Annotated in this window: 5 protein-coding genes; all 5 read right to left on the reverse strand. The window is 66.9% G+C overall.

Annotation, left to right across the window (positions count from 1 at the left end):
* Window positions 1-3: 3 nt before the first annotated feature.
* Complete coding sequence (locus tag VA603_RS13235) at window positions 4-2,895, reverse strand: type VI secretion system Vgr family protein (RefSeq protein ID WP_323439128.1); 2,892 nt, start codon at window positions 2,893-2,895, stop codon at window positions 4-6.
* A gap of 225 nt (window positions 2,896-3,120) precedes the next feature.
* Window positions 3,121-5,529: a T6SS phospholipase effector Tle1-like catalytic domain-containing protein gene (locus VA603_RS13240; RefSeq protein ID WP_323439129.1), complete on the reverse strand. Its 2,409-nt coding sequence runs from the start codon at window positions 5,527-5,529 to the stop codon at window positions 3,121-3,123.
* Window positions 5,526-6,107: a DUF3304 domain-containing protein gene (locus tag VA603_RS13245; protein WP_225591987.1), complete on the reverse strand. Its 582-nt coding sequence runs from the start codon at window positions 6,105-6,107 to the stop codon at window positions 5,526-5,528. The genes VA603_RS13240 and VA603_RS13245 overlap by 4 nt, the downstream gene beginning before the upstream one ends.
* A gap of 101 nt (window positions 6,108-6,208) precedes the next feature.
* Complete coding sequence (locus VA603_RS13250; protein ID WP_165931222.1) at window positions 6,209-7,156, reverse strand: DUF4123 domain-containing protein; 948 nt, start codon at window positions 7,154-7,156, stop codon at window positions 6,209-6,211.
* 13 nt (window positions 7,157-7,169) lie between these two features.
* A partial coding sequence (locus VA603_RS13255; RefSeq protein ID WP_323439130.1) for a DUF2345 domain-containing protein occupies window positions 7,170-7,666 on the reverse strand: 497 nt, incomplete at its 5' end.

Here is a 7,666-nt window from a genome sequence, read left to right on the forward strand (position 1 = left end):
GCGTCACGCCTTCCCCAGGATCTTGATGACCACTTCGTCGATGCCCTGCCCGCGTTGCCGCGGCAGGCGTCCCTGCGCATCGGTGACCACCTCGCTGCGCCCACCATCACTGCGGGTGATCTCCACGCGCGTATTGGCCATGGGCTCCCCGGTCGCGCGATGGCGCACGACATACAGATCGTCAAACTGCGCGTTGGGCCAGCTGTTCATTTCGGTGGACAGGTGCGTCGGCCCCACGAACCGCTTCCTGCTCGCATGCACGGTGATCTTTCCCGGGCAATTGAAGCTGATGTTGCCGCCCTCGATCGTCACGCTCGCGCCACCGGCGGTGGCGATGTGGATCGTCTTGCCGGCCGCCAGCTCCACCACGCCCTGCGCACTGGCCGCGCGCAGCGCCTGCCGTGACTGGATCTGCACCTTGTCGTTCTGCGCCTGCACGTCCAGCTCGCCGGCACCGGTGACCACGCTCAGCGCGTTGCCTTCCTTCACGCCGCCGTCGACCGCGGCCGCCAGCATCCCGACCGCCTGCCCGGCATGCAGCCGCGCATCCCCCATCACCGTGGTGTCGCTGTGCTCGCCGCTGGCCAGCAGCAGCCCTTCACCGGCCGTCCAGTGCAGCGCCTGCCCGGCCACCTGTGCGATGCCCGCCGGCGCGGCCAGGCCCAGCAGCGGATCACCGCTGTGCGGCACCCGCCCGTCACCGGGTTGCGCCTGCCGCTCGCCGGCCTCGCTTCGGGCCTCGCTGTAGCTGTCGCCACGCACCGTGGTGTTGACGCTGTCCTGCAGCGCCGCCAGCGGCGCCTTGTCGGCGACCAGCTGCGAGCGCGCCTTGCCACGCGCACCTTCCTGCAGCGCCAACGGGCTGGTCAGGTGGGTCCGTGCCGCTTCGCTGAAGCGCTGGCCCAGCTGGTTCACCTGCTTGAGCAGGGCTGACGGCTGCACCGCCTCGCCCACCGGCTGTGCACCGTCATGCGCATACGCACTGAACCAGCTGCCCGCCGTCGCACGCACTGCCCCCCAGCCGTCGGTGCGCAGCTCGAAGCCGGTGCCGCGCAGGCTGCCCAGGAAGTTGTCCGACTGGTGGCGCAGGTGGCCCAGCGTCAGCTGCGACGTCTGCTGGCTGCTGGCCAGCTGCACCCGCAGCTGCTGGTCCGAGTCATCGAACAGCAGGTGATTGCTGCCCTGCCCGCCGTCCCATTCGCGTGAGCGGATGCCCCACACCGCACCGGCGTGCCGGTGCGCATCGTCACCCCCGCCGGCGGCATGCCAGGCCGGGGCGTGGCCACCGCTCAGGTTGCCCTGCGCACTGCTGCGCTGGTCCCCGGCCTGCCCGTAGATCGCGCGATCCGTCTCGCCCTCGGCCCCGGCCGGGGTCGGCGCCACGCCCGCTTCGCCGCGGCCGTTGTACAGCGCGCCCAGCACGATGGGCCGATCGATGTCGCCCTCCAGGAACCCCACCACCACTTCCTGGCCGATGCGCGGCAGGAACTGGCTGCCCACGCCCGGCCCGGCGTAACGCTGGGCCACCCGCAGCCAGGTGGTATCGCCCTGCGCATCCTGGAAATGGAAACGCACGCGTATCCGCCCCAGGCTGTCGGCGTGGACGTCCTGCCCGCCACCGTCGTGGCCGGCCACCACAATGGCGGTCTGGTAGCCCGGTGCGGTCGGCCGGGGGTTCAGGCGCGCGCCGGTGGCATCGTGCAGCTGGGGCCGCCAGGGCTGCGTCCGCTCCACGGCGGTGAAGGTGTTGCCGTAGCCCACTTTCTCGGCCGAGGCCCAACTGGTCGTACTGCCGTCCATCAACACGGCACCCAGCGTCGTCTCCACGCTCCTGCGCAGGTCGGTCGGCAGGTTGTTGATGCCGGTGTGCTCCACCGTGACCAGCAGCAGCTCCGGCGGTTCGGCAAACGGTGCCTGCTGCACCCGCACCCAGGTGCCGGACTGCAGCCCACGCACGCTGCCCTGCCCGTGCCAGCACCGGCTGTGGGCTTCGAGCACCTGCGCCTGCAGCTGCGCGTAATGATCGGCCGTGGCGCCATCGGCAAAGGCATAGGCACCGGCCGGGTCGTAGTGCTCGCGCTGTGACTGCGTGCCACCGCCGTCCACCGGCAACTGCCGCGCAATGCTGCTCACCCGGCGGTAGTCATCGCTGAGCACGCTCACGCGCGTGCTGGTCAGCTGCCGCTGCCGGCCCAACAGCTGGATGCTGTCACTGGATTCGGTCGCATCGCTGCGGTGGAAGCGCACGCCTTCGGTGCTCGCCGCGCTCTCCGGCAGACGCACGCTGTCGGCAAAGATCTCCATGCCGTTGCCACAGCGTGCCTGCGCATCGTCCTGCAACCGCCAGCCCAGCCCTTCCTCGGCCAACAGGCGCTGCACGAAGTCCAGGTCGCTCTCGCGGTACTGCACGCAGTAGCTGCGCACCCGGCCACCGAGCAGCGCATCGCAGCCCTCGGCCCATTGCCAGCTGGCCAGGTCGCCGTGTGCCTGCAGCACTTCATCGACGATCTGGCGCACGCTCTTGTCCTGGAACACGCGGCTGTTGCGTGCATGCTGCAACCACCATGTCCACGAGGCCAGCGACAGCCGATAGCGCACCAGCCCGCCATCGCTGCCCAGCCGGCGCGCTTCGCAGACCAGCCCGCTGCGCTTCCACGCACCGCCCGCGGCGGTACGCGCAACCAGCCTCGCCGCCGAACCCAGCAGCGCCTCCAGGTCCACCGTCTCGTCGGTACAGAGCACATCCACGTCGGTGCGCGCATGCACGCCCAACGCGTCTCGCCCCCACCAACGCTCCACCACGCCCTCCCCAAGGAGGTCACTCTCCAGCCGGTACAGGCGCTGCGCGCTGTTCAACGCGGCGACCTGTGCCATCAGGTTCGTCAGCTGATCCATGCCAATCCCAGAAGTTGTGACAGCCCGCCCGACACGCAGCGGATAGCCGTGCATTCCCCCTTGCCGGCGAATCTATCAGAAAACAGGAACGTGACATTTCATGCCGAATTCAAATAAATGAATCGGCAAAGCTTCAAATCGGGCAACAACGCACAGTTCAGGCCATGACGACGCGAGGCCCACCGGGGCCTCGCGTCGTGTCGTCTGGCAGGACTACCGCAGTGATCAGAACCGCGGCATCCCGTTGGGGATCGCACGTTTGAGTCCGTCGATCACGGCGTCCTTGCCGGCATCAATCGCGTTGTCGACCGCGCGATCCACCGCGCGCGCCGCACCGTCCTTGATCTCCTCGGCCTTCTGGCGGACACCGTCAACACCTTCCTGCACCTTCTCCTTGGCCGCATCGATCGCGCGATCGCGCTGGTACTCCACTTCCTTCATCGGTTGCAGGAAGCGCTCGTGGTCGCGGTCCATGATGTGACGGTACTGGCCAACGCCGTTGGGTTCACGGCGCGTGCCCGATCCCACCACGTTCTTCACGACCCAGCCTTCCATGCCCATGTTGTCACGCAGGTCCTTGGCATCCGAATCGCGCATCAACGGCACATTCCCTGCACTGTTCTCGTCCTCGACGTCCACGTCCTTGCTGTTGGCGGCCAGCACCTGCTGCTCGAACCGGTTCAGCTCATAGGACAGCGCCCGCATGTACTCGCGGCCGGCCTCGTCGTGCTTGCGCAGGTCGCTGTACTTTTTTGCCAGTGCCAGGTGGTGCTCCCGCAGCGCGTTGCGCTTGCGGATCTCGTTGATGAAGATCGCCTTGTCGATGCGCGTGATCGGCCCAAGCATCCAGAAGCCCGCGTGCGAGTCATGCACGTAGTCGTCGAAGAAGCGGTCGACGTCGGCAGGAATCGGTGCCGTCGCATCCACTGCGCTGACCACGTCCTTCTGCACCTGCGAGGGCGAGGCCGACAGATTGATCTGGACCCCCGCCAGGCCGATGGGCACCGTCACCGTCCTGGGCTTGTGGGCATCGCGGGCACGCTGCAGGTCAACCTGCCAGTCCTTGTTTCCCTCTTCCAGGTCCGCCTTGTCCTGCGCGCTGGCCGCGGACCAGCTCTTGAGCGTCTTCAGCGCGGCGTCGCTGGTGTACTTCCCGCGCCAACGCCAGTAGTGCTGCATCTGCGTCTGCATGCGCCCTTCCATATGGCCGCGCTTGCTGCCGCTGACGTTCTCGCCCTTCTCGTTGGTCGGCGTCCATTGAAGGTAGGCCGAGAACGCACTTTGCAGCGCCGGCTCGATCTTGAAGTCGCTGTTGATATTGGCAGGCAGCTCATTGAGCGGAAGCAGCTTCACGCCGCCGTTGACGCCTTCGAAATACATGTCGCTCAGCGGGATCTGCGAGAGCATGTCACTGCGCCCCGCACGTCCCTTGCCCTGGTCGCCGGGGGCATAGCCACCACCGATATCCGAGTGCACGCCGGGGTAGACGAACTCCTTGGCCGGTGACGGCCAATCCCCGCCCATGCGCAACGTCGACAACGGGAACGAACGCCGGATCTCATGCCCGGCGCAGTAGTGCACGGTCTGCTCGACGCCGGCCGGAATGCCCATGCTGCCGTTGGCCCAATCGAGGAAGCCGCCGCCCACCGGCGAGGAATCGGCCAGCAGCACCGACGCCACGGTGTCGTACAGCCCCAGGAAGCGGATGTTCAACTCTGCCGGCCCCACCTTCCCCTTCGTGGCCAGCTTCACCCAGTTCGCGAACGTGCGTGCCTCCGCGGCGCCGCGCGAAAACCCGAACACCGTCAGGTGGACGCGGGTGATGTTCGGCCGCTTCTCCTTCACCTTCGCCAGCAGGCGTTTGTCGATGTCCTCGAATATCTGGATCATCTTGGCGTTGCCGCCGCGATACAGGGTCTTCAAGCCCCTCCAGATTTCGGTGACCAGGACCTTGGCTTCGTCCGCCGGCACCAGGTCGGTGCCGGTGACCGAACGCGAAACCGCGTTGTACAGCATGATCATCGCGTAGTGGATGCGTGCCTCACCACCGCGGGCCATGCTCTTTCCCTTGCTGTCCTCCCCCGTTTCGTCGATCTCGGGGAACGGCGTGCCCACTCCGGGCAGGTAGAACTTGAAGTACTCCACGTCATCGGACTTGTGCGCGTCGTACAGCGTGACCACGTTTGAATGGCCCGCACTGCCGCGGTCGCGCAGCATGTTGTTGTTGGTGCCATCGAAGAACACCCCGACATGCAGCTCGCGCATGCAGTCCAGGCCGTCGGCCTTGCCCAGGTCGGCCTTTCCGGCCCGCCCGGACAGCTCCTGCGCGCTGGGCTTGCGACTTGCGCGCGGGAAGTCCTTCGGCATCTGCATGGTGGCATTTGCCTTCGCCCCGTACTTGTCGTTGTCCCAGCTGTCGCCCGGCGGTGCGCTGCCCAGGCGTTCATAGCTGGGCTTCCAGTCACGCAACAGGAAGGGCTTCTCCTTGGTGGGGCGGAAGTACAGCAACTGGTCGCCGTTGGGCAGCAACAAGGCCGTTCCAGTGACATGCTTCGCATCGGCGAAGAACCACGCCTCCGTCGAACCGTCGCCACGACGATCAACCGCCCACCAGCCTGCCTCGAACTTGCTCATTTGGTTTCTCCCTGCGGGGCAGCCGGTACGGGCGGCACACCTGCGTCCTCAACGTCCGATCGCGTCGACCAGCCTGGCGGTGCTTCCGGATAGGGCGGCCCCTTGTAACCTTCCGCGCGCGGCGAACCGTTGAAGATCACGATCCGCACCTCGTCATTCGGCAGGAAATGCACATTCATCGAACCGGGCACGTCATAAGGCTCGATCGGAACCTCCGCCTCATGCCAGGTCTGGGTCGGGTCACCATCGGACTTGCCGCTGCTGGTCGCCCACTTGACCTTGGCGGTCAGCCCGGGATGCCATTTCCTCGGGTAGAGGATGCAGCACACCGAGCCACCACCGGAGTAAGCGTTGATGCTGACGCCGCCGTGGTTGTTCACGTAGAACGGCGTGATGGCCTGATCGGTGGAGTTGTATCCGTCGATGCTGCCCATGGCCGTGTCGTCCTGACCAGACTTGGCCCCACAGGCGCTCACCAGCGAGAGCAGGCAAACGCCGAGAAGTACCTGCCAGTGCCGCCTCATCGTACGTGCCAATGGTTTGCGGCGTTCATGGAAATACGGAAGGGCAGGCTTCATTCGGTCCATCCTTGCGGGCGTCCTGCGCCCGCCGTGGTCATGCCTGCGGTCATCAACGGACCGCTGCGATGTGGTGGCGTCCTGCTGCAATGCCGTGCCCCTCATGGCAGCACCCCGCGTTCTTCCTCCGGGCGGCGGTACTCCAGCCGTTCCCAGACCGCATTGCCCCACAGCGGCATCTTGTCGACCAGCAGGAACTCCCCCGCTCGCACGCCTTCCCAGGTGGAGTGCAGTTCCGGCAGGGTGTGGAAGTCTTCCCCGCAGCTGAGGCTGAGCACCACGAACTGCAGGCGGCTCTTGAGATCCTGCACGTTGAAGCGGGACGCCGTCTGCAGGATCTGGGTGATCCGGGCATGGAAGTCGCCGCGCACGCGTGCCTCCGGCACCAGGCTGGGGGTCTGTTCGCACAACATCATGAAGATCGCATCGGGCTCGGCGGCGGCGCGCAGCGCACGGAACTGGGCCACGGACAGGTGCAGGTGCTCGTGTGTATCGGCGACCGCCCCGCCCGGCGCTCCACGCCACTGCACGTACTGTCCGTTGCGGTCCACCCAACCCCATTGCGCGACACATCCGCTCACGCGCGCAACCTGCGTGGCGGACAACTCGGCCAGCAACACTGGCAGCACGCGCGTATCGGCGAACCGGCAGTGGATGGGCTGCCCGCGTTCGGCGACGCGCGCCATGCCCAGATAGGCGCACAACCGCTGCAACTGCCCAACATCGGCATTGCTGTACAACCAGCTCAGCGCCGGCGCGGGCATTGCGAGCTCAAGCAATTGCAGGACCTGCGCGGTGCGGTGCACCTCACTGCCGGCAAGGGAGAGCAGCAGCACGCCCACGTCGCCGTAGGCATCCAGCTCCGAGCCCGCATAGGCCGCCGTGACCTGCATGCCATGCCGGGCGCAGACCGCCTGCACCCGCCCGGCATCGACCAGGGCAGCATCCAGCAACGCCCAACAGGCAAGATCGCCGTCACCGGCGATGGCGGCCGCCAACGCGGGCAACGCGGCCGAAGGCAGTGCATTGTTTGCATGACAGGAGGACAACGTCGCTTCCTCCTTACTGCAATGCCGCGAATGGCGCACCGGACGCGGCGGCCTTCAGCATGCACTCCACGCAGATGGACTTCGGGAACAGCGGCAACGGATAGTCGCCCTGCACCGGGCCCACGAAGGACTTCTTCTTGGCATGCACGGTGATCTTTCCCGGGCAGTTGAAGCTGATGTTGCCGCCCTCGATCGTCACGCTCGCGCCACCGGCGGTGGCGATGTGGATCGTCTTGCCGGCTGCCAGCTCCACCACGCCCTGCGCACTGGCCGCGCGCAGCGCCTGCCGTGACTGGATCTGCACCTTGTCGTTCTGCGCCTGCACGTCCAGCTCGCCGGCACCGGTGACCACGCTCAGCGCGTTGCCTTCCTTCACGCCGCCGTCGACCGCGGCCGCCAGCATCCCGACCGCCTGCCCGGCATGCAGCCGCGCATCCCCCATCACCGTGGTGTCGCTGTGCTCGCCGCTGGCCAGCAGCAGCCCTTCACCGGCCGTCCAGTGCAGCGCCT

The organism is Stenotrophomonas capsici, assembly GCF_034961085.1.
GTDB classification, from domain to species: Bacteria; Pseudomonadota; Gammaproteobacteria; order Xanthomonadales; family Xanthomonadaceae; genus Stenotrophomonas; species Stenotrophomonas capsici.